At 34.1% G+C, this 613-nt stretch carries 1 protein-coding gene; it reads right to left on the bottom strand.

The features are described from left to right. Nucleotides 1–458: PLP-dependent transferase (locus IDG60_RS20475; RefSeq protein WP_206161128.1), on the bottom strand; the 458-nt coding region annotated here is incomplete at its 3' end. Between the last annotated feature and the right edge of the window lie 155 nt (nucleotides 459–613).

Below are 613 nucleotides of genomic sequence, written 5' to 3'. Positions count from 1 at the left end.
GGCTTTACATCAATAGCAATCATTTGTGGGTTAGATATTGGTTCAATGAATAATGCAACTGTTTTATCAGTGATTTCTTTTTCAACTTGTTCATAATCTGTAAAATCAACGTACTTAAATTTGATATTGTATTGTTGCTCATAAAATTCAAATAATCTAAATGTGCCGCCGTATAAATCGAATGAAACTAAAATTTCATCGTGTGGTTTAAATAAATTACATATTAATTGAATGGCTGACATTCCACTTGATGTAGCGAATGATGCAATACCATGTTCGAGTTTGGCAAAACAGGTTTCAAATGTTGAGCGTGTAGGATTTTTAGTACGTGTATAATCAAAACCTGTCGATTGTCCTAGTTTTGGATGCTTGTAGGCAGTAGATAAATGGATTGGATTCGCTATAGCACCGGTTGAATCATCGGTTAATGTGATTTGGGCTAACTGTGTATCCTTCATATTAAGACCCTCCTATAAGAAAAAATAAAAAAAGCTTCCGTCCTTCGTACCCGAATGAATCGGATAAAAAGGACGAAAGCTTATGTTTCGCGGTACCACCTTTATTTGTTATTCCATCGCTGAAATAACCTTATTCAGTACGCATTAAAAGTAAA

The sequence above is a fragment of the Staphylococcus sp. EG-SA-2 genome, assembly GCF_017152085.1.
The sequence above is the reverse complement of the archived record's forward strand: the minus strand, read 5'-3'. Positions and strand labels throughout refer to the sequence as shown.